The following is a 21,911-nucleotide window of genomic DNA, read 5'->3' as shown; positions in this document are numbered from 1 at the left end:
GTCTCGTCGGAAGAACATTTTCCCTCCGGCGCTAGACGCTCGCCTTCGCTTTTCTATGTGGACGCTTCGTTTTGTTCAGTTTTCAAGGAACATTTGTTTTGTTCTCTAAAAGCGACCCTTATAATATATCATTTTCAACTTAACATGTCAATATCTTTTTTTACTTTTTTTCGCCGCACCGAAGCGGCTTTATTAATATAACATCGTTACTAGCAAAATGTCAATAATTTATGCTAGGTATTTTTATCCATAAAAGCAATGTTTCTGTTCGCAACACTCACATCGCTGTTACAGCTGATGATAAAATAGTTCTCAACATATATTTGCAGAAGATTTGATTACAGTTAAAATGATTGAACTGTTGCTTGTTTCTTTTATGTCATCCAAAACTATAAAACACCGTCCATTATGAACACATACCCTATTGCCAGACAAAACCATGAAGTATAAAAATATCCCTTGTTATGTCACAGACCTTTAAAATGAAAGTGCGATCCTATATTGATAAGAAAAGTTTCCATACAAGAGCACTTTCTTTTTACAACAAACAAATCAAAAAATTTAAAAACGGTCATACTTCTATATTTATGTCGTGGTCACTCAAGTGTTTATTAAAGCAAACAAATTCGTTATCGCTTGTTTTCTCTGTGCCAGTAAAACAATAGGACTAAACCCTAGTGTTATAGGGCAAAAGGAAAGAAAGGATGTCACAAAAGATCATCATGTGACATCCTCTCATTCGCTTAACCTTTCCATTCTCTTGCAAGCATTCCATACACCACATGGTCGACGAAATGGTCGTAAAGCCATTCTGCTTCCCGGATCGTGCCTTCGTTCGTAAACCCTAACCGTTCAGGAATGGCTCTGCTTTTTTTATTTTCTACTGCGCAGCGAATTTCTACCCGATGTAACTTCAGTTCATGGAAAGCATAATCAACGAATGCCTTGCACGCTTTCGTCATTAACCCAATCCCTTGAAATTGTTCCCCTAACCAGTAGCCGATGCTTGTTTTCTTATTCGCGTGATCAATATAATGAATCCCGATGACTCCTGCCAGCTGCCCTTTATGCCAAATGCCTGCTTCAAAGCCGCTGCCAGCAGCGAACTTCTGCAAGCCTCCAGCAATAAACGCTTTTGAATCCTCTGCTGTTTGTGTCCAGTCCACCCATGGAAGCCACTTTCGCAAATGCGGACGGCATGAATCAATAAGCGCAAATAGCGCTTCCGCATCTTCAGCGGTGAGCAGTTTTAGCCATGATTCGTCATCCAAGCGGTGAATAAACATAACCATCCTCTCCCCACTTTGCGGTTTTCTTACTATTATAACAAATCCCAACAAAAAAGAAGCCCGCCGTTTTGGCGGACTTTTTCTATTCTCTTAAAAAGACAAAGTATAAGATAAAGATGACAAACAACACATATAAAATCGGATGAACTTCTTTGCCGCGCCCTTTTAAAATCATCGTAATTGGATAAAAGATGAAGCCAACCGCGATGCCTGTCGCGATGCTGTACGAAAGCGGCATCGTAATCAGCGTGAAAAACGCTGGAATCGCCACCTCTAGTTTTTTCCAATCAATTTCCCCAATGGAAGATACCATGAGCACACCAACAATTATCAGCGCCGGCGCTGTGACAGGCGCGGTAACGACACTTAATAGCGGCGAGAAAAATAACGCCAGCAAAAACAAAATTCCTGTCACAACCGCGGAAAAACCGGAACGCCCGCCGGCAGCGACGCCCGCCGATGACTCGACGTACGAAGTCGTCGTCGACGTTCCAAGCACGGCGCCAACCATAACTGCCGTCGCATCAACAAGCAACGCTTTTCCGGCGCGCGGCAGCTTATTATCTTTTAACAGTCCGGCTTGGTTGGCCACCGCAAGCAGCGTACCGGTGGCGTCAAAAAAGTCGACGATAAAGAAAGTTAAGACGACACCGAGCATTTTTAGCGAGAAAATGTCTGGCAAATGCTCAATCGCAACGCCAAACGTCGGCGAGATATCCGGAATAGCCCCGACGATTTTATCCGGCACCTTGATTAAACCGAACATCATACCAACAATCGCGGTAATCACCATGCCGTAAAACACGCCGCCATTCACTCTTTTTACCATTAAAATGACAGTCACGAACAAACCGAAAATCGCCAACAGCGTGTTGCCGTTTTTCAAATCGCTTAGCCCTACTAATGTTGCTTCGTTATCGACGATGATTCCCGCGTTTTGCAAGCCGATAAACGTTATAAACAGTCCGATCCCCGCGCCGACCGCATATTTTAATTCAACCGGGATCGCATCAATGATTTTTTCACGGATACCTGTTAACGACAAAATCGTAAAAATCACTCCGGATACAAATACCCCCGCTAACGCCGTCTGCCATGGGATTTGCATGTGCAAAACAACGGTAAATGCGAAAAACGCGTTGAGCCCCATCCCTGGCGCTAGCGCAATCGGATAACGCGCCAACACTCCCATTAAAATACAGCCATACGCTGCCGCAAGCGCAGTTGCGACAAACACCGCGCCTTGGTCAATCCGCAATTCATCAGGGAAATCTTTTACCGCCCCTAATGACAAGGTAAACGGATTAACAAACAAAATGTACGCCATGGACAAAAATGTCGTCAGCCCAGCGATGATCTCCGTACGGTAATTCGTGCCGAGCTCTTCAAATTGAAAATACTTTTTCACTTACTGTCCCCCCTATGAAAAATAAAAAACGCTTCTAGTAAGCTACCAGAAGCGTTGACTAAAGAGGGATAATGAATATAGAGAGGACAAAAAGAACGTACTCTCTATCCCATTATACCTCGTAGTCAAGCTATTTACGGTAGCTTGGTAGAAACTCCCGAGCCATATTCCCGGGATTATACGACGTATTTTAGCGATATTCATGATCTACGCACATTTTATCAGCATAATAATGACATGTCAACAAAAAAGACGAACATTTTTGATTAAATGTTCGTCTTTTGTTCGTATTTTTAGAAATCATTCCCATTCAATCGTTGCCGGCGGTTTGCTTGTAATGTCGTATACGACCCGATTGACGCGCGGCACTTCATTAACGATGCGCGTAGAAATTCTTTCGAGCACTTCCCACGGAATGCGCGCCCAATCAGCTGTCATGCCATCGACCGATGTGACAGCGCGAATGCCGACCGTATAGTCATAAGTGCGGGCGTCGCCCATCACGCCGACGCTGCGAATGTCCGGAAGCACCGTGAAATATTGCCAAATTTCCCGATCAAGTCCGGCCTTTTTAATTTCTTCCCGTAAAATCGCGTCCGATTCACGGACGATTTCCAGCTTTTCCTCTGTCACTTCGCCAAGCACGCGGATGCCTAAGCCAGGGCCCGGGAACGGCTGCCGCCAAACAATTTCGTCCGGAAGCCCTAATTCCGTACCAAGTGCACGCACTTCATCTTTAAACAGCGTCTTAAGCGGTTCAATGAGTTTGAATTTCATATCTTCCGGCAACCCGCCGACGTTATGGTGGGATTTAATCGTCTGCGCCGTCGCCGTGCCGCTTTCGATAATGTCTGTATAGAGCGTTCCTTGCACTAAAAACTCAATTCCTTCTAATTTTGCCGCTTCATCGTCAAATACGTAAATAAACTCATTGCCGATGATTTTCCGTTTTTGTTCCGGATCGGTTACCCCTTTGAGCTTGGACAAAAAGCGCTCTTTCGCGTCCACTTTAATCACGTTCATCTGGAACCCTTCACGGAACGTTTTCATCACGCTTTCCGCTTCCCCTTTGCGAAGGAGCCCGTGATCGACAAAAATACATGTGAGTTGATCGCCGATGGCGCGATGCACAAGCACGGCCGCCACGGAAGAATCTACGCCGCCGCTTAACGCGCAAAGCACTTTTTTATCCCCAACGAGCTCGCGAATTTTGCGAACTTCGCTGTCGATAAAACTTTCCATCGTCCAATCGCCTTTACATTGGCACACATCAAACACGAAATTTTTTAAGATGTCATTGCCGTAAACGGAATGGCGAACTTCTGGATGGAATTGCACCGCGTAAAACTTTTTCGCCTCATTGCTCATCGCCGCAATTGGACAAGAAGCGCTCGTCGCATCAACGGCAAACCCTTCCGGAGGAGCAGTCACTAAATCGCCGTGGCTCATCCAAACGACTTGCTCGTCTGGGAGGCGTTTGAAAAGGGCGGAAGCGTTCTTTACTTGAATCATTGCTTTTCCATACTCGCGATGGGTTGCTTTTTCCACTTTTCCGCCTAAATGATGGGTCATCAGCTGCATGCCGTAACAAATGCCTAAAATCGGCAAACCAAGTTCAAAAATTCGCGGATCGCACGTAAACGCGTTATCATCGTATACGCTGTTTGGACCGCCGGAAAAAATGATTCCTTTTACATTCATTTCTTGAATTTTATCCGCTGTAATCGTATGCGGATGCAATTCGCTGTATACCCCAAGCTCGCGAATGCGGCGAGTAATCAATTGGTTATACTGGCTTCCAAAATCTAGAACGATAATCATTTCTTGTTTTTGTTCCATGTCATCACCTCATCGCAAAATAAAAAACTAGAATCGCCCCCGACAACTATAAAGGCAAAATTCTAGTTAATTCCGCCTTCATAGTCGGGTCGTTTACGGCGACCCGGTAGAGACTCTCGGACCATATTACCGAGGATATATGAAGGTGCATCATATGATTCATTAAATTTTAATCCATTCTATCAACTCTATCTGTCAGCGGTCAAGATACCGTTCTTTTTATTAAATTTTCCCATAATTCTTTCACTTCCGTCCATTCTACCCGAGCCGTTTCCTGCTGATACACCATCTTTTCATATAACAACGTCAGCTTCGTCATTTCGTTTGTTTGAAACCAATCATCGACATACGCGGCGTATTGTCTGAGCGTTTGTCCTTTGTTTCGCTTTAGCCCGTAATCATCTAAATGGCGAAGTAAAGACAAGTAGGCTTCCGCAAATAGGTTATCCCCTTTCGTCCGCTTATATTGAAAGCGGACAATCGTCGCGTAAGGCCACCACTTTCTCCTTGTGCGATATGCGATCCATACAAAAGCGAGAAGCACCGCCAAAGCGACAGCTGCCTGTTTCCACGACAACGCAGGTAAACTTAGTTCTTCCGCTGGCGCCGAATGCGGCTGCTCCCTTACCTTATCCAATGGAACGCGATTTTGTTCCGGCTGACGCTGTTCAGGAAGCGGCGCGGTTTCCGGCGCAGATTGGGGAGCAGAAAACACGTACGGATTCGTAAATCCTTGCGTTGGCTCGAACGGAACCCAGCCGATTCCGAAAAAATATACTTCCACCCAAGAATGGGCATCATTGTTCGTAATTTCATAAATATATTTTCCGTTTTTCTCTTCAAGCAAACGCCCTGACGTATACCCTTTCACCCAGCGCGCCGGTATGCCGATGGCGCGAAGCATAACAACCATTGATGTGGAAAAATTATCGCAATACCCTTTTTTCGTCTCAAACAAAAATTGGTCCACGTAATCCTCGTTTTTTCCGGGAACAGCGACATCGGTTGTTTCATACATGTAGCCGTTCGTATGAAAATATTGCTCTATCGCTTTGACTTGTTCGTATTGCGTCGGCTTTCCGCTGGCGATTTGTTTCGCCAAAGCCCGCACCCGCTCCGGCAAATTTTTCGGCAGCTGCGTATAGCGTTCGAGCAATCCCGCATCTTTAACAGGCGGAGCGGCTTTTAACGCCTCGATCGGAAAGGTTGGATATTCATAAACAATATCATAGGACGCAAGCGGCAGCGTATAAGCGGAGCGGTCTGTCGTATAAATCTTTTCCGTTGCCGCCTCCATCCGATATACTACGTTTTCCTTTGCCTTCACTTTTCTTAAACCATACGGATATACGATATGGAAGTAAGATTGTTTCATATGGACGCTGGCGGTCATTAATTGTTTTTTCACCGCCGGGGACCACCACGAATAGCCGAGATCAACATTGTTTTCAAACGATTGCAGCTGCTCGCTTTGGAAACTTTCCCATCCCTTGCCGGTATAAATATCTTTCGTTTCGACGCGCCAATAATGCCGCTTTTCATCTTCAGCGATAAACACGACCGTATCATCAGCGATAAACGGTCCGCCAAGCCGCGAATCATTTTGCCCATAGCCGATTTTTTTCACTTTCGCTGAAGCTGGATCGTCCCGTTTTTCTTCTTGCGCGACTGCGTAGCTTTTCACAAACGCCACCGGGTCCGGCCATTGCGGCGGGAGCTTTGGGCTAACATAGCCGCAGGCAATCGCTAGCCCAATGAGGCATAAACAAGCTCCCCACCATTCTCTTATTCCTTCTGCGATCGTTGCCTTTTCCCGCAATCGCTCCATATGAAGGAAGCTTAAAAAGAAAAAACCAAAAACGACTAAACGGATGATCGCACCATTTCCACGAAACGCGGTAAACGTATCTAGCACCGCAATATACGTAACTGTCAAGGCATAAAATAAAAACAGCCGTTTTTGCGTAAATAGCCGGTAATGTAATAAATATGCCATCAGCCATAACAAAAAGAAAAAGAGAAAACTGCGAAACGAGTTTGTCCATTCCATCCAACGGGCCGCAAACAACATCGGGGCATGGTGGGCAATCTCCTGAAAAATCAGCTTCACCGCCTGTACATAAGAAACATGGTAAAACAGCGAGTTTAGCGCATATATCATATATGCGATCTTTATAAGAACAGAAATCCATATTGGCGTCCGCAACAAATAAAGAAGAAAGCAGGCGGCCACAAACACCATAAACACTTCCGCATTCGTCGTATCGGATACCGCTTCTAAAGGAAGAAGCCATTCGATCAGCAGCCAGCACGCGAAACCGCATATAATCATTCTTCTCCCAATATTTTCGACTGCTTCCATCATCCATCCCTACCTTTACGCAAGGTCGTCATATTTCGCGGCGATATGATGGCAACGTGGACACCTTTGCGGCGCAAAATTTCCAGCGAATGACGTTCTTCTCTCGTCAAATCTTCTTTAATTAGAAACACGGCTTCTTTATTACCGCAGCCCGGAACTTTGCTTAATGCCAACGCCACTTCTTCAGATAAATAAGAAGTGATATAGCAAAACGCCACCGTCGACGGCCAGTACGCTTTCTCGTTGGAAATAACGCGCGCAAACGGCTCTTGACTATCGCAAATGACTTTTGCCAAATGATAAAAAAGCTGCTGTAAATGCGGTTCCCCGTTTCGTGCAGGAAAGATGGCGCGGTCGCCGCCGACGGACACAAGCCCCGTCTTTACCCCGTGCTGAATAGTAGCCCGCAAAAACGAGGCGGCAAACATTACAAGTTCTTCAAACAATGGTGTTGGCGTGCGATCAAGTACAATGACTAAATCATCCCGCTGCCTTTCTTCAAATTCTTTTGTCATCAACTGCTGCTTGCGCGCCGACGCTTTCCAATGCACTAATGAAAATCTGTCTCCCGGCGCATATTCGCGGACACCGACTGCCATTGTCATATCGCGGTGAAGCAAAAATGAAGAAGCGGCAATTCCTTGTTCGAAATAATGCCTGACTTTCCGGTACGACATGTCAATATAGCGAGGGTATACAATGATCGTTTCTTCCAGCAAATAAACCGAATCTTTTTCCACAAGTCCAAAAAAATCGGTGGCGGTAAGGCGAATGGCGGTGAAAACATGCTCGCCACGCGGCAATTCACGCAACTGATACGTATAAGAAAACGTTTTTTTCCAAATAAACGGAATCGTTGCTTTCGTCTGCGCCACATTTAAAGTAGAAACGTGGTTTTCCCCGATCGCCATCGCGACAAACGGAAACCAAAACGGAAAACGCACTTCCACTGTCGCCGTGAGCGAATCGCCGGCATGATAGCGCCGCTGATAAATCATCCGCCGCACGCTGGCACGATGAAACGGATAAATGGCGATTGCCAGCGAATAAAGGCCGAATGGTAGAAAACTATAAAACAAAAACCAGCTGACAAAACCGCCCTGAAACATCGCATACGAAAAAAGCACGGCGAACAAACCGCATAATACGAAAATTTGTCTCATAAAGCGCATTCGTTTTCTCATCGTTTCACTACCTTTGAATAGGAACAGGTGTTCTTTTCATTATTTGAGCAACCATTTCTTCGGCTGTGAGTCCATCAAATTTTGCTTCCGATTTAACAATGATGCGATGAGACAATACGTATGGCGCTAAAAACTGCACATCGTCAGGAATGACAAATCCGCGCCCATGCACAAACGCATACGCTTGCGCCGCTTTCATCAGCGCAACGGAACCGCGCGGGCTTACTCCTAAATAAATCGAAGCGTTTTCTCGGCTTTGTTGCACCATTTCGACGATGTAACGTTTTACATTTTCATCGACATATACATCGGCTACTTGTTTTTGCAAATGAAGCAACTCATCCATCGTGATGACAGGCTGTATTTCTTCAATCGGCGGTACTTTTTCGCTACGGTTTAACATTTCTATTTCTTCCGCAAGTGAAGGATACCCCATTTTCAGTTTGAACATAAAACGGTCGAGTTGAGCTTCTGGTAACGGATAGGTCCCTTCATACTCGATCGGGTTTTGTGTCGCCATCACGAAAAACGGGCGCGGCAGCGGTCTCGTCACCCCATCGACCGTCACATTTCCTTCTTCCATTGCCTCCAATAACGCCGATTGCGTCTTCGGCGAAGTGCGGTTGATTTCATCCGCCAAAACGATGTTTCCCATAATCGGCCCCGGTTTATATTCAAACTGCATTTCTTTCTGATTATAAACGGACACTCCAATCACATCGCTCGGCAGCAAATCAGGAGTAAATTGAATTCGTTTAAACTGCGCATTAACCGATTTCGCCAGCGCGCGTACAAGCATCGTTTTTCCGACTCCCGGAACGTCCTCAAGCAGCACATGCCCTTTCGCAAGCAGTGCAACAATGCTTAATATGACAACATCTCGTTTGCCGATAATCACTTTTTCTACGTTTTCCACCACTTGAGCAATAGTTGGCTGTAACGTTTCGTTCGTTTCCATCCATAAAAACTCCTTTATGATTGGTTTTATCGTTTACTATTCTACAAATATAGCGCAAAACCTTTTTACTACTGAAAACGTATTTCATAAGCTTAACAAGTGGACATGAACTGTTATTTCAAGTAATATGATAACAAATATACATAATTTTTAGAATAATTTTATAAGGGGGATGGGCATGAAAAATAGCGGTAAATGGAACATCATCGGTCCCGGACTAATCGTCGCAGCCACAGGAGTCGGAGCGGGTGACCTTGTGGCGGCGCTCGTCGCTGGAACAAACTACGGTCTTGTCTTTGCCTAGGCCATTATCGTCGGAGCGATCTTGAAGTTTGTCCTGAATGAAGGGGTAGGCCGCTGGCATTTACTGAGTGGAAAGACGATTTTTGAAGGCTGGCAGTCGATGGGAAAATGGGCTTCCGGCTATTTTGGCGTTTACTCTCTTATTTGGGGATTCGTATACGGAGCGGCCGGCACATCGTCTTGCGCGCTGGCGATGTCCGCGATGATTCCGGCGATTCCGCTATGGGCATGGGCAGTCATCCACGGAATTGCGGGGTTTGCTCTCACTTGGTCGGGACGCTTCCGACTATTTGAGCGCTCCATGAACATACTGGTCGGCCTTATGTTTATCACTGTCGTCGGCTCGGCCGTTCTCGTTCTTCCAAAACTTAGCGGACTATGGCATACAGCGGTTCCTGACTTGCCAAAAGGCTCGCTTCTTTATGCGCTCGGATTGATCGGTGGAGTGGGCGGTTCTATTACAATGGCTTCTTACGGATATTGGATTCAAGAAAATGGCTGGAAAGACCGCTCTTACGTTCCGACAATGCGCTATGATTCAGCGATTGCCTATATCGTGACAGCTATTTTTACTTTATCGCTTCTTGTACTTGGCGCGGCGTTATTATATGGAACGGATGCGAGCATCAGTGGCGAACAAGGGCTTGTATCCTTTGCGTCCATTATGGGAAACGAGATTCATCCGGCCGCACGTTGGCTATTTTTGCTTGGATTCTGGTCCGCTTCGTTCACATCCGTCGTCGGCGTATGGAACGGGGTTTCCTATTTGTTCGCCGATTTTATCCGCAATATGCGGAAATCAAGCGTCGATAAAGAAAAGTTAAACCAAACAAAAGCGTTTCGCTTCTACGTATTTTGGTTAACCTTCCCGCCGATGCTGCTTCACTTTATCGGCAAACCGGTCGGCTTAATTATCGCATACGGCGCGTTGGGAGCATTGTTTATGCCGTTTTTGGCCATCACGCTGCTATGGCTTTTAAATTCGAAAAAAGAATTGCCAGAAGAAGGACGAAACCATTGGCTGTCGAATTTATTCCTCACCCTTTGCCTTGTGCTGTTTGTCATCTTAGCGATTAATGAGTTGCGGAATACATTTAGTTGAGAAAATGAGAAACGTCTTATAAATTTATTGTTGTTTTTGAAATTCCGGCGTCTACAATTTTGAGCAACAAAAAAGGACTACCTCCTTTTTTATAGGAAGTAGTCCTTGCGGTTAAATTATTTGGCTAGTTCCCTTTATTACATCATTCCGCCCATGTCTGGCATTCCGTTGTTGCCGCCTTTGTTTTCTTCTGGTTTGTCAGCGACAACTGCTTCTGTTGTTAAGAACATAGCGGCAACCGAAGCTGCGTTTTGCAGAGCGGAACGAGTTACTTTCGTTGGGTCAACAATACCAGCTTCGATCATGTTTACCCATTCGCCAGTAGCAGCGTTGAAGCCGATGCCAGGTTTTTCTGTTTTTAAGCGTTCAACGATAACAGAGCCTTCCAAACCAGCGTTTTGCGCGATTTGGCGAACTGGCTCTTCGATTGCGCGAAGAACGATTTTCACGCCAGTTGCTTCGTCGCCTTCTGCTTCGATAGCAGCAACTTTGTTATATACGTTCATTAATGCCGTACCACCGCCGGCTACAATACCTTCTTCAACCGCCGCACGAGTAGAGTTGAGCGCGTCTTCAATGCGCAATTTGCGTTCTTTCAATTCTGTTTCTGTCGCCGCGCCAACTTTGATGACCGCTACGCCGCCAGCTAGTTTTGCTAGACGTTCTTGCAATTTTTCACGGTCAAATTCAGAAGTTGTTTCTTCTAATTGCGCGCGGATTTGGTTGATGCGAGCTTTAATGCGTTCCGAATCGCCAGCGCCTTCTACGATTGTCGTATTTTCTTTCGTTACGACGACTTTCGAAGCGCGGCCAAGCGATGCGATTGTTGTCGATTTTAATTCGCGTCCTAGTTCTTCGGAGATGACTTCACCGCCAGTTAAGATCGCGATGTCTTCCAACATTGCTTTACGGCGGTCACCGAAGCCAGGCGCTTTAACCGCTACCGCAGTGAATGTACCGCGAAGTTTGTTTACGACTAATGTCGCAAGCGCTTCGCCTTCAACGTCTTCCGCGATGATTAACAACGGTTTGCCTTGTTGAACCACTTGTTCTAAGATCGGCAAGAGATCTTGAATGTTCGAGATTTTTTTGTCAGTGATTAAGATATATGGATTTTCAAGCACTGCTTCCATTTTTTCCGTATCTGTGATCATGTATGGAGACGCATAACCGCGGTCAAATTGCATACCTTCGACAACGTCTAATTCCGTTGTGAAGCCTTTCGATTCTTCTAACGTGATTACACCGTCGTTGCCGACGCGTTCCATTGCTTCTGCAATTAATTGGCCAACTTCTTCGTCAGCCGCAGAAATAGCCGCAACTTGCGCGATCGATTCTTTTCCTTGGATTGGTTTGGAGATTGCTTTTAATTCTTCTACCGCCACAGCGACCGCTTTTTCAATACCTTTGCGGATGCCCATTGGGTTTGCGCCAGCTGTAACGTTTTTCAATCCTTCACGGATCATCGCTTGTGCAAGAACTGTCGCTGTTGTCGTACCGTCCCCAGCAACGTCATTCGTTTTGCTTGCAACTTCAGCGACAAGCTTCGCACCCATGTTTTCAAATGGATCGTCTAATTCAATTTCTTTCGCGATTGTGACACCGTCGTTTGTAATTAATGGAGAACCGAATTTTTTCTCTAATACAACGTTACGGCCTTTTGGACCTAACGTTACTTTTACTGCATCAGCTAGTTTGTCCACACCGCGCAACATCGCGCGACGAGCTTCTTCGCTGAATTTAATTTCTTTTGCCATACCCCGTTACCTCCTTATAAAATGGAATCGTTAAGTATTTTTTGTATATCTATGTTATCAACGCTGTATATTAACCAATAACAGCCAAAATATCGCTTTCACGCAAAATTAAGTATTCTTTGCCGTCATATTTCACTTCTGTACCCGCGTATTTCGAGAAGATAATGCGATCGCCAACTTCCACTTCTGGAGCTACGCGTTCGCCGTTATCAAGCACGCGTCCTTTTCCAACAGCAACAACTTTACCTTCTTGTGGTTTTTCTTTCGCAGTGTCTGGCAATACGATACCGCTTGCAGTTTTTTCTTCCGTTTCAATGATCTCAATGACAACGCGATCACCTAATGGCTTTAACACGGAAAACAACCTCCTTAACATAATTTTCGCCGTTCTTATTAGCACTCGTCGATGTTGAGTGCTAACACACTTATAATATTAATGAACTTCTCTTTTTTTTGCAAGTAGGAAATACAAAAAAATAACTTGTTTTTTCTCGTTTTCTCCCCTTAAATTATTTCACATTTCGACAAAATCTAAACAACAATAATCGATTCTTTTTTGTCATTTTTGATAAAAGATGTGCTACAATACGGAAAGTATCATTATTTTATCGGTAAAGGGGTAAGTTTCGTTGAAACGGCGCTATTGGTATGTCATCATTACGTACATCATCATGCAACTATCAGGTATCGTAGGAGTCCCGTTGTTGCATTTTCTCGGTGTCGGAAAACACGCAAAAAATGACTTTGTCGCGGCGGAGATCGCCTCTGGCTATTGGGCGGTGATCAGCTTTTCCATTGCCTTTCTCATCATCCTCTTTTTCTTGCGCGAAGATATAAAACAGCGCCGCACCCGCTCTGACGTTCCGTTATCAACAGCATGGATGTGGGCCATCGGCGGCTTCTTTTTGGCATTGTTTGCTCAAAGCGTTGCCGCCAATATTGAATGGCGCTTACTCGGCATCGAGCCTGGTTCAGAAAATACAAAGCGAATTGTCGATATCATTCAGGTCACACCATTATTGATGGTCGTCACTTCCATCATCGGGCCGATTTTAGAAGAAATTATTTTCCGCAAAATTATTTTCGGAACGCTATATCAAAAATACAACTTTTTCATTTCCGCGCTAGTTAGTTCGCTTTTATTTGCCGTCGTCCATATGGAACTCGAACACTTGCTCTTGTATGCGACAATGGGATTCACCTTCGCGTTTCTTTACGCGAAAACAAAACGCATTTTCGTTCCGATTTTTGCCCATGTCGCTATGAATACGTTCGTCGTATTCGTACAGACAATACTTGCCGATGATATTGAAAAAATAATGCGGCAAACAGAACATATACAATTCATTATTGGAGGCTTTTAATATGATGAAAGGGTCACCGTTGCAATTCGCGCTTTTCTATTTCCTTATGGGCATCCTATTTACTTACTTGTCGATTCAAAGCGCCGATGAAACCATTTGGAATTTTTTCACGATCGTTCTCGCGATACTCGCTACGCTCGATTTTGGCACCGCAATTCGCCTGTTAATACTCCACTTTAAAAAATAAACCTCCCGCGCATTCACGGGAGGTTTTCTTGTTCCTTCTGCGCCAATAACACTTTTCGATAAGCCATTTTCGAAACCCAAATGCTAATTTCATATAAAATCGAAAGCGGAATCATGACAATGATTTGTGACAGCACATCCGGCGGAGTAATGATTGCCGCCAAAATCAATAAAACTAAATATGCATATTTGCGCACTTTCACTAACAACATCGGTGTAATCAAGCCGAGCCTTGTTAAAAACATCACAACGACCGGCAGTTGAAATACGATCCCAAACGGCAAGACAAGATGAAGCAAAAATTGAAAATATTCGTTAATGCCGATAACTTGATGAATGCCAAGACGTTCTGCTAAATTTTGCATAAAGCGGACAACAAAAGGAAATAGAACGAAATACGCAAAGCTAACGCCGGCCAAAAAGAGAAAAATCGAAAGCGGAATGTAGCTTAGCGTAACTCTTCGTTCTTTTTCATACAAACCAGGGCTGACAAACGCCCAAATTTGGTAAAGGAGAACCGGGGCGGTCAGAATAAACGCAATGACAAACGCAAATTGAAAATAAATTTTTATCGGATCTGTCAGACGAAAAGCGTTCATCGTCAATTCTTTCGCTTCATCCGTCTGCTGCAAATATAAAATGACGGGCTCCACGAAAAAGAAACTTGCGACAAGCGCGATGACAAAAAACACAACAACGATAATAAGCCGCTTCCGCAATTCTCCTAGGTGTTCATACACCGACATTTCTTTATCGTCCATGCTTCAATCATCCTAACAAATCATAGTTGGTCTTGCTTTTTTTCATCCTCTTCCGCCAGCCCTTTTGTCGCGTCCTTAAACTCACGCAGCGATTGGCCGAGCGACTTGCCCAACTCCGGGAGCTTTTTCGTTCCAAACAATAATAAAATCACAAGCACAATGAGCAAATATTTCACTTTTCATTCTCTCCTTTATTCAGCTGGATAATTTTTTAAGAAATAGACGAGCGATTGCAATTCGATCGCCAAATCAATATGGTGGACGCGAATATGTTTCGGCACGTTCAAACGGGCCGGCGTAAAGTTTAAAATTCCTTTAATTCCTTTTTGAACGAGACGATCGGTAATCCATTGCGCTACGTGAGCGGGAACGGTCAAAATCGCGACAGGAATACCCTCATGAAGGCGCGTTTCCAGCTCGTCCAAATGATATACAGGCACGCCGCCAACTTCTTTTCCGATTTTCTTTTCATCTACGTCAAATGCCATCACAATTTTGGTATTGTTGTTTTTCGAAAAATTATAATTTAAAAACGCCGTCCCTAAGTTGCCGACGCCGAATAGCGCCACCTCGGTAATTTCGTCTTGATCAAGCGTCTTGCGAAAAAAAGATAATAAATAATTGACATTATACCCGTATCCTTTTTTGCCAAGTGCGCCGAAATAAGAAAAATCGCGGCGAATTGTCGCGGAGTCGACTTTCACTGCTTCACTCAACTCCGCGGAAGAAACCCGTTGTTTTCCTGAAGCATGTAAATTTTTCAAAAAACGGTAATACAATGGCAAACGTTTTGCGGTTGCTTGCGGAATTTTTGGTTGTTCATTGCTCATTCACAAATCCCCCAGCATGACTTTTTTCTCGTTGATAATGGCCTGATTTCCCACCTTTTTTTTCCATTAGATAGGTTGGACCAATGACCATTCCTTTATCCAACGCTTTACACATATCATACACCGTCAGCGCGCAAACGGAAGCAGCCGTTAGCGCTTCCATCTCTACTCCTGTGCTTCCTTTTGTTTTCACCGTTACGGTAATCACTAGTTCATATAACCCTTTTTCTTCTTCGACATGCCAAGCAAACTGGATGTCGACTCCTTTTAACATAAGGGGATGGCACATCGGAATTAAATCCGGCGTCTTTTTTGCCGCCATAATGCCAGCTATTTGCGCAACAGCAAGCACATCCCCTTTTTCAATAGCATGGTTCGTCATTTTCTCGTAAATTTCTTTATTGACAGTCACGCTCGTCCGCGCAACTGCTACACGAACGGTGTCTTCCTTTTCTGTAATATCGACCATTTTTGCGCGACCTTGTTCATTAAAATGCGTAAATGATGTCAATGCAATCTCCTCCACTTATAAACTATACACTATTTTTCGCCATCTGTCTTTTATCGTTTTATTGCGATAAGAAAACAAGTTACGCTACACTATTATTGTTAAACGAGAGGTGAACGACAATGATTATTTTACAAGTCAATCAATTGACAAAATATTTCGGTGCTGATCTTATTTTATCGAATATAAAATTAGAAATACAATCAAAAGACCGAATTGCCCTCGTCGGAAGAAACGGGGCGGGAAAATCGACATTATTAAAAATTATCGCCGGCGAAATGTCTTACGACAGCGGGGAAATCATCAAACCGAAGGAAGTATCGATCGGATATCTCGCGCAAGATAGCGGGCTGCATTCCTCTTTATCGATTTGGGAAGAAATGATGACGGTGTTTGCTCCGCTGAAAGCAATGGAAATTCAATTGCGCGAGATGGAGCGGCAAATGGGCGATCCCGACTTGCTTGCCGATTCTTCCCGCTACGAAAAGCTATTGAAAGATTACGACGCGTTGCAAGAGCGCTATAAAGAACAAGGCGGCTATCAATACGAAGCCGATATTCGCTCGGTTTTGCACGGTTTACAATTTTCGCAATATGATTATATGACGACTCCCGTTCAATCGCTAAGCGGCGGGCAGCGAACTCGTCTGGCGCTTGGAAAATTGCTTTTAATGAAGCCGGATTTGCTGATTTTGGACGAACCGACAAACCATTTAGATCTCGAAACATTGACATGGCTCGAACAATATTTGCAAACATATCCCGGCGCCATTCTCGTCGTATCCCACGACCGTTACTTTCTCGATAAAGTCGCCACCCAAGTATACGAACTATCGCGTACAACGCTGAAACGATACACGGGAAATTATAGCCGTTACTTAGAACAAAAAGCGGCCGAATACGAACGGGAACGAAAACTGTACGAAAAACAGCAAGAAGAAATCGCAAAGCTCCAAGACTTTATTCAACGTAATATCGCCCGCGCCTCTACAACGAGACGCGCCCAAAGCCGGCGAAAACAGTTGGAAAAAATGAAGATAATAGAAAAGCCGATCGGTGATGAAAAATCCGCTTCCTTTTCTTTCGATATTGAACGGCAAAGCGGAAATGACGTGCTGATCGCCGAAGACGTCGCGGTCGGGTATGATATGGACAAAACCATCATTCGCAACATTCGCTTCCGCATCACGCGCGGCGAAAGCATCGCGCTCGTCGGACCGAACGGGATCGGAAAGTCGACACTGCTAAAAGCGATCGTAAACAAACTTCCGTTGCAAGCAGGGCGTTTCCGCTACGGTTCGAACGTGCAAATCGGCTATTACGACCAAAATCAAGCAGATTTATCATCCAATAAGCGCGTTTTAGACGAACTTTGGGATGCGTATCCGGAAAAAACGGAAAAAGAAATTCGGACAGTACTTGGTAATTTTTTATTTTCCGGCGACGACGTCCTGAAACCTGTATCGGCGCTAAGCGGTGGCGAAAAAGCGAGGCTGGCGCTTGCCAAATTAATGATGCAAAAAGCGAATTTCCTCATTCTTGACGAACCGACAAACCATCTTGATTTAGATAGTAAAGAAGTGCTCGAAAACGCCTTAATTGAATATCCCGGCACCATTTTGTTCGTTTCCCACGACCGCTATTTTATTAACCGAATCGCTACGAAAATATATGAGCTTTCCAGCGACGGGATTACCGAGTATTTAGGAGACTATGACTACTATATCGCCAAAAAAGCGGAACTGCTTGAACTAGAACGCCTCGCTTCCGAGAAACAAGCAGACCGCTCTTACGAAGAATCATCATCAAAACTTAGCTACGAACAGGAAAAAGAGGCAAAAAAACTAGAACGGCAGCGCAAACGGCGCATTGAAGAAATTGAAACAGAAATTAGCGAATTAGAACAGCAAAGCGCGCATATCGATGAACAATTATGCGATCCGGACGTTTATCAAGATCATGAAAAAGTACAACAGTTAACAAAAGAAAATGAAGAGATAAAAGAAAAATTAGAAAAATTACTGGAAGAATGGGAAACACTTCATACATTAGAATAATAATGGCCAAAAAACATCCGCGTGTTCATGCAACCGCGGATATTTTTTTAATTAATCACATACCCACAAAGTTATCCCCAATTTCCTTCCCGTAATCCAAGTTATTCACCGACTTTTCCACATTATCCACAAAAAAATCCGTTTTTATTGGGGAAAATTTGTGATTATTTTCTCCTTAATAAAACAAGATTATTTCTATTTTTCCACAATATCCACAATTTGTGGATAAATATATTCACACCGATTATTTTTTGATAAAAAATTTTTCTTTATTTCTATAGTACGAACGTTCAAAAAAGATCCGTTCCAAAATAACCGTCTCGTACTATTAAATAAAAAAAGAACTTCCTCCAAGAATTTCCTTGAAAGAAGTCCTTTCGCTAACGTTTACGCTAATTCTAAACTTGGATCGGCGTTCAATGCCATATCAGCGCGCTTTCCTTGTTCAAACAAAACGGTTCCTGCCGCTGCAATCATCGCCGCATTGTCGGTGCAGAGCGATAATGGCGGAATGACTAGTTCGATACCGTTCAATTCAGCCATTTTCCGCTCCAACTCCGCTCGCAAGCCTCTATTTGCTGCGACTCCGCCCGCAAGCAGCACTTGACGCACATTATATTCTTTTGCCGCGTTGACCGTTTTCGTTACAAGCACGTCAATGACGCTCGCTTGGAAGCTGGCCGCCATATCTTTCGGGTCAATATGTTCCCCGCGTTGCTTCGCGTTATGAAGCGTGTTTAATACCGCCGATTTCAATCCGCTGAAACTAAAATCATACGACCCTTCCTCCAGCCATGCCCGCGGCAAATCAATCGTCACCTTCCCTTCGTGTGCCAAACGGTCAATATGCGGCCCGCCTGGATAAGGGAGGTTTAATGCTCTCGCCACTTTGTCATACGCTTCTCCTGCCGCGTCATCACGGGTTTCGCCGATGACTTGAAACTTGCCATGCTCCTCCATGTACACAAGTTCCGTATGCCCTCCAGAAACAACAAGCGACAATAACGGAAATTTCATGTCCGCGACAAGCCGGTTCGCGTAAATATGCCCAGCGATATGATGAACGGCTACAAGAGGAAGGCCATAAGCAAATGCCAACGCTTTCGCCGCGTTCACACCAATTAAAAGCGCGCCGACTAATCCCGGGCCTTGCGTTACCGCAATAGCGCTCAATTGTTGAAACGAAACGCCAGCCTGATTCATCGCTTCTTCAATAACGAACGTAATCTGCTCGACATGATGGCGCGAGGCAATTTCTGGAACGACTCCGCCAAAGCGTTTATGGCTTTCCATTTGTGAAGCGACGATGTTGGACAAAATTTCTGTTCCATTTTTCACCACTGCTGCTGCGGTTTCATCACAGCTCGTTTCAATTCCAAGCACATATATGTCATGATTCATGATAAATTCACCCACATTACAAGAGCATCTTCTAAATTGTCTGGATAATATTGTCTGCGGATTCCGCCATTAAGAAACCCTAATTTTCGATATAAAGATTGGGCTACATGGTTAGAAACCCGAACTTCCAACGTCATCGTAACGGCGCCGAGTTGTTTCGCCGTTTCCATCAATTTACGCATTAGCGCTTCCCCTAATTTTTTGCCACGATATTCAGGCAATACAGCTACATTTGTAATATGCGCTTCATCGATCACGACCCACATTCCCGCATAACCGATGATGCGGCCGTTATGTTCCATGACGATATATTTAGCATAACGGTTATAAACAAGTTCATTATAAAACGATTCTCTGCTCCAAGGAACCGTAAAAGAGGCATGCTCCACTTGCAGCACTGCATCAATATCATTTAAGGTCATTGAGCGAAATTGAATTTCCATCCCCATCTTTGTTTTCCCCTTTTTGTTTGGCAAGCCATTTTGCTTCTGCCTCGGCAAGGCGAACGTAATTGGGTACAAAAGTATGAACGTCCGCTTTTTCTTTATTTTTTCCAAGCAGCGCCAACTCACCTGGGCGAGGCAGCTGTAACGATGGCGGCGCAAATTGCGCAAAATCGCCAAGTTGTTGCTGAAACGTTTCCTTATATAACGGGATATCAGATCCGATAAATAACACTCTCTCCTGCCTTTCCTGCAGTTTGCGCGCCCATTCATCAGCCAAAACGATCCGGTCATCTTCTATGCATTCCAGCTGTCCGCCGTCATAACGATATAACCCTGTATAAATTTGCCCTCTTCTTGCATCAAAAAACGGGGAGATAACACCGGAAAAATACCTTCCGTTTGCCGCCAACGCTTCAAGGCTGGACACTCCTACAATCGGAATATTTAATGCCCACGCTAGCGTTTTTGCGATCGTTGTCCCGATGCGCACTCCCGTATAAGATCCCGGCCCTCTCGCGACGACAATTAACCCTAGTTCGTGGGGAGACACGCCGCAATCTTTTAATAAAGACTGAATTGCCGGCATTAAACGAACGGAATGGTCTTTTTTTATATTTGTCACTATTTCTCCTTTTATGATATCGTCTTCCACTAACGCGACGCCCATTGCCACATTTGATGTATCGATCGCTAATATTTTCATGCCCCTAAAATCTCCTTACATAACTGTTCATATCGTTTTCCGATTGGTTCAATCACCAATTTTCGTTCATCATTGCCATAGTGAAACAAAGAAATGTTCAGTCTTTCCGGCGGCAGTTGCGGTTCGATGAGATGCGCCCATTCGACGACAGTTACGCCGTCTCCATCAAAATATTCGTCAAAACCGAGATCCTCCATTGTATCTTCCAAACGATACACATCCATATGATAAAGAGGGAGGCGGCCTTTATATTCCTTGACGATCGTAAAAGTAGGGCTGCTGATCGTTTTTCTTATTCCGAGTCCTTTCGCCAGCCCTTTTGTAAACGTCGTCTTTCCCGCGCCTAAATCCCCTTCTAACGTAATGACATCTTTTGCATCCAGCTTTTCCCCAAATTTTGAGGCAAGACGCATCGTTTCCTCAGGAGAGCGCATAATCAGTTCATAGCGTTCCATCACGTTTCACCTTTGCATTTTTATAATGATAACCTTCGCTTCTGAAATTTTATCATATTATTGTCGCTTATTACCACTTTCCCATTCAATAAAGATTACATTCATGCTATTCTCCTAAATAAGTAAAAATCTGTGCTAATCTTCATGAAGAATGAGATCGCCATATGACCTCGACAATGGATTGACAACAAATCTGAAAAAAATAAAAAACCTTAGGAAACGACTTCCTAAGGATAAAAAATAAAAAACGAAACATCGGTTGTTTCGTTTTCAATAAAGTTTTACCCAGCTTTAAGCGGTCCCGACGGGGATCGAACCCGCGATCTCCTGCGTGACAGGCAGGCATGTTAACCACTACACTACGGGACCAATTATTGGTTGCGGGGGCAGGATTTGAACCTGCGACCTTCGGGTTATGAGCCCGACGAGCTACCGGACTGCTCCACCCCGCGACGATAGATAAGGAATAATTGATTTAGAAAGCTTTATTCAATTCGTTATCTCTTCCTCTACTAGCTCTACTAGCGAATTCAAAGATGTTTGGATGCGTCGAGGCAACCCATCACGATTTTCCTGTTTGTTGTCCCTTTCTCTTCCGGCCTATTCAGCCCACAAAACGATATGCAGTAATAAGCGAATCATAATAATAGCCTAGCGACGACCTACTCTCGCAGGGGCGCTGGCCCCAACTACCATCGGCGCTGGAGAGCTTAACTTCCGTGTTCGGAATGGGAACGGGTGTTTCCTCTCCGCTATTGTCACTAGGCAAGCATCTCAATTGGACATATTTTATTATATTCCAATAATGATTTTTGTCAAGGGGAATTTCATTCCCTCAAAACTAGATAACCGTCCGTTCGGAAGAAACCGTTTCGCTAGGCGATTTCCGTTTTTCCGCTTGGTTAAGTCCTCGATCGATTAGTATCCGTCAGCTCCACGTGTCGCCACGCTTCCACCTCGGACCTATCAACCTCGTCATCTTCGAGGGATCTTACTCG

19 protein-coding genes, 2 tRNA genes, 2 rRNA genes, 1 pseudogene and 2 riboswitches are annotated in these 21,911 nt (G+C 44.5%); of the genes and pseudogenes, 4 read left to right on the top strand and 20 right to left on the bottom strand.

Annotated elements, in window-relative coordinates; all coding sequences use genetic code 11:
- Positions 1-743 precede the first annotated feature (743 nt).
- From BM278_RS14945 to BM278_RS14920, 6 genes are all read right to left on the bottom strand, one after another.
- A complete protein-coding gene (locus tag BM278_RS14945) occupies positions 744-1,286 on the bottom strand; it encodes a GNAT family N-acetyltransferase (protein ID WP_090951275.1) in 543 nt (180 codons plus the stop codon).
- A gap of 85 nt (positions 1,287-1,371) precedes the next feature.
- On the bottom strand, positions 1,372-2,697 hold the full coding sequence (locus BM278_RS14940; protein ID WP_090951272.1) for an NCS2 family permease: 1,326 nt from the start codon (positions 2,695-2,697) through the stop codon (positions 1,372-1,374).
- Between the two features lie 102 nt (positions 2,698-2,799).
- Positions 2,800-2,901, bottom strand: a riboswitch (purine riboswitch).
- A 96-nt stretch (positions 2,902-2,997) separates the two neighbouring features.
- The gene (gene guaA / locus BM278_RS14935) at positions 2,998-4,536 is read right to left on the bottom strand and encodes a glutamine-hydrolyzing GMP synthase (RefSeq protein ID WP_090951269.1); all 1,539 of its coding nucleotides are present in this window, start codon (positions 4,534-4,536) and stop codon (positions 2,998-3,000) included.
- Positions 4,537-4,597: 61 nt separating this feature from the next.
- A riboswitch (purine riboswitch) is annotated at positions 4,598-4,699 on the bottom strand.
- 39 nt (positions 4,700-4,738) lie between these two features.
- Positions 4,739-6,901: a DUF4129 domain-containing transglutaminase family protein gene (locus tag BM278_RS14930; RefSeq protein ID WP_090951266.1), complete on the bottom strand. Its 2,163-nt coding sequence runs from the start codon at positions 6,899-6,901 to the stop codon at positions 4,739-4,741.
- On the bottom strand, positions 6,898-8,082 hold the full coding sequence (locus tag BM278_RS14925) for a DUF58 domain-containing protein (RefSeq protein ID WP_244151191.1): 1,185 nt from the start codon (positions 8,080-8,082) through the stop codon (positions 6,898-6,900). Before BM278_RS14925 ends, BM278_RS14930 begins: the two co-directional genes overlap by 4 nt.
- Before the next feature lie 7 nt (positions 8,083-8,089).
- On the bottom strand, positions 8,090-9,040 hold the full coding sequence (locus BM278_RS14920; protein WP_090951261.1) for an AAA family ATPase: 951 nt from the start codon (positions 9,038-9,040) through the stop codon (positions 8,090-8,092).
- 178 nt (positions 9,041-9,218) lie between these two features.
- Between BM278_RS14920 and BM278_RS14915 the strand changes: the two are divergent.
- Positions 9,219-10,445, top strand: a pseudogene (locus tag BM278_RS14915) (Nramp family divalent metal transporter).
- Positions 10,446-10,582: 137 nt separating this feature from the next.
- Here BM278_RS14915 and groL read toward each other — a convergent pair.
- Together groL and groES are read right to left on the bottom strand one after the other, a co-directional pair.
- Entirely contained in the window at positions 10,583-12,202 is a 1,620-nt protein-coding gene (gene groL, locus BM278_RS14910) for a chaperonin GroEL (protein WP_090951258.1), read from the bottom strand.
- A gap of 70 nt (positions 12,203-12,272) precedes the next feature.
- Positions 12,273-12,557 (bottom strand): co-chaperone GroES, encoded by a 285-nt coding sequence (gene groES, locus BM278_RS14905; protein WP_090951255.1) that lies wholly within the window; start codon positions 12,555-12,557, stop codon positions 12,273-12,275.
- A 274-nt stretch (positions 12,558-12,831) separates the two neighbouring features.
- Here groES and BM278_RS14900 point away from each other — a divergent pair, with 274 nt between their 5' ends.
- The gene (locus tag BM278_RS14900) at positions 12,832-13,566 is read left to right on the top strand and encodes a CPBP family intramembrane glutamic endopeptidase (RefSeq protein ID WP_090951252.1); all 735 of its coding nucleotides are present in this window, start codon (positions 12,832-12,834) and stop codon (positions 13,564-13,566) included.
- A 1-nt stretch (position 13,567) separates the two neighbouring features.
- Positions 13,568-13,753, top strand: coding sequence for a YdiK family protein (locus BM278_RS14895; RefSeq protein WP_013401771.1), 186 nt, complete (start codon positions 13,568-13,570; stop codon positions 13,751-13,753).
- 13 nt (positions 13,754-13,766) lie between these two features.
- Here BM278_RS14895 and tatC read toward each other — a convergent pair whose 3' ends face one another.
- Genes tatC through moaC form a run of 4 tightly spaced genes read right to left on the bottom strand, consistent with a single transcriptional unit; the run spans position 13,767 to position 15,854 of the window.
- The gene (tatC, locus tag BM278_RS14890; protein WP_090951249.1) at positions 13,767-14,513 is read right to left on the bottom strand and encodes a twin-arginine translocase subunit TatC; all 747 of its coding nucleotides are present in this window, start codon (positions 14,511-14,513) and stop codon (positions 13,767-13,769) included.
- A 20-nt stretch (positions 14,514-14,533) separates the two neighbouring features.
- Positions 14,534-14,689: a twin-arginine translocase TatA/TatE family subunit gene (gene tatA, locus BM278_RS14885; protein WP_090951244.1), complete on the bottom strand. Its 156-nt coding sequence runs from the start codon at positions 14,687-14,689 to the stop codon at positions 14,534-14,536.
- Positions 14,690-14,704: 15 nt separating this feature from the next.
- Positions 14,705-15,343, bottom strand: coding sequence for a redox-sensing transcriptional repressor Rex (locus BM278_RS14880; RefSeq protein ID WP_090951240.1), 639 nt, complete (start codon positions 15,341-15,343; stop codon positions 14,705-14,707).
- On the bottom strand, positions 15,333-15,854 hold the full coding sequence (gene moaC / locus BM278_RS14875; protein WP_090951236.1) for a cyclic pyranopterin monophosphate synthase MoaC: 522 nt from the start codon (positions 15,852-15,854) through the stop codon (positions 15,333-15,335). Before moaC ends, BM278_RS14880 begins: the two co-directional genes overlap by 11 nt.
- 119 nt (positions 15,855-15,973) lie before the next feature.
- Here moaC and BM278_RS14870 point away from each other — a divergent pair, with 119 nt between their 5' ends.
- Positions 15,974-17,908, top strand: a complete 1,935-nt coding sequence (locus BM278_RS14870; protein ID WP_090951234.1) for an ABC-F family ATP-binding cassette domain-containing protein — start codon at positions 15,974-15,976, stop codon at positions 17,906-17,908.
- Positions 17,909-18,295: 387 nt separating this feature from the next.
- On the opposite strand, the gene tsaD is transcribed toward BM278_RS14870, so the two are convergent.
- The 8 genes from tsaD to BM278_RS14830 all read right to left on the bottom strand — a co-directional run.
- Positions 18,296-19,309: a tRNA (adenosine(37)-N6)-threonylcarbamoyltransferase complex transferase subunit TsaD gene (tsaD, locus tag BM278_RS14865; RefSeq protein WP_090951231.1), complete on the bottom strand. Its 1,014-nt coding sequence runs from the start codon at positions 19,307-19,309 to the stop codon at positions 18,296-18,298.
- Positions 19,306-19,758 carry a ribosomal protein S18-alanine N-acetyltransferase gene (gene rimI / locus BM278_RS14860; protein ID WP_090951228.1) on the bottom strand — a complete coding sequence of 151 codons (453 nt, stop codon included), beginning with the start codon at positions 19,756-19,758 and terminating at the stop codon, positions 19,306-19,308. Before rimI ends, tsaD begins: the two co-directional genes overlap by 4 nt.
- On the bottom strand, positions 19,718-20,458 hold the full coding sequence (tsaB, locus tag BM278_RS14855; protein WP_090951223.1) for a tRNA (adenosine(37)-N6)-threonylcarbamoyltransferase complex dimerization subunit type 1 TsaB: 741 nt from the start codon (positions 20,456-20,458) through the stop codon (positions 19,718-19,720). Before tsaB ends, rimI begins: the two co-directional genes overlap by 41 nt.
- Positions 20,455-20,913, bottom strand: a complete 459-nt coding sequence (gene tsaE, locus BM278_RS14850; RefSeq protein WP_090951220.1) for a tRNA (adenosine(37)-N6)-threonylcarbamoyltransferase complex ATPase subunit type 1 TsaE — start codon at positions 20,911-20,913, stop codon at positions 20,455-20,457. Before tsaE ends, tsaB begins: the two co-directional genes overlap by 4 nt.
- A 296-nt stretch (positions 20,914-21,209) precedes the next feature.
- A tRNA-Asp gene (locus BM278_RS14845) sits at positions 21,210-21,282 on the bottom strand.
- 6 nt (positions 21,283-21,288) lie between these two features.
- Positions 21,289-21,365 (bottom strand) — tRNA-Met (locus BM278_RS14840).
- A 197-nt stretch (positions 21,366-21,562) separates the two neighbouring features.
- Positions 21,563-21,679 (bottom strand): 5S ribosomal RNA (gene rrf, locus BM278_RS14835).
- 132 nt (positions 21,680-21,811) lie between these two features.
- Positions 21,812-21,911: ribosomal RNA gene (locus BM278_RS14830) — 23S ribosomal RNA — on the bottom strand; the annotation flags it as partial.

The sequence above is a fragment of the Parageobacillus thermantarcticus genome (assembly GCF_900111865.1).
Lineage (GTDB): Bacteria > Bacillota > Bacilli > Bacillales > Anoxybacillaceae > Parageobacillus > Parageobacillus thermantarcticus.
This window is presented reverse-complemented; position numbering and strand designations above follow the sequence as displayed.